The sequence below is a fragment of the Streptomyces sp. NRRL F-4489 genome (assembly GCF_001509485.1).
Lineage (GTDB): Bacteria > Actinomycetota > Actinomycetes > Streptomycetales > Streptomycetaceae > Streptomyces.
Map to the genome: position 1 here is coordinate 1 of NZ_LLZI01000196.1, position 322 is coordinate 322.

Below are 322 nucleotides of genomic sequence, written 5' to 3' on the forward strand. Positions count from 1 at the left end.
GCTCGAAGGTGGTGCAGATGCCCTTGGGGTGGCCGGTGGTGCCGCCGGTGTGGCGGATGGGGCAGATGTCCTCGGGGCGGGGGGCGGGGGGGAGCGGTTGGCGGCTTTGCCCGGCCGGCAGGTCCCGAAGGGGGGGGCCCCGCTTTGCCGGGCCGGGCAAAGCCCGCCCCCCCCCTGCGGGAGCGGGCGGCGGGGAAGAGCAACAACCCCCCCCCCCCCCCCCCCCGCCCCGAGGACATCTGCACCATCCGCCACACCGGCGGCACCACCGGCCACCCCAAGGGCATCTGCACCACCTTCGAGCAGGTCCGGTGGTTCCAGG

At 76.4% G+C, this 322-nt stretch carries 1 protein-coding gene; it reads left to right on the plus strand.

Annotated elements, in window-relative coordinates:
- Positions 1-144: 144 nt before the first annotated feature.
- A partial coding sequence (locus tag ADL22_RS36210) for an AMP-binding protein (RefSeq protein WP_420711567.1) occupies positions 145-322 on the plus strand: 178 nt, incomplete at its 3' end.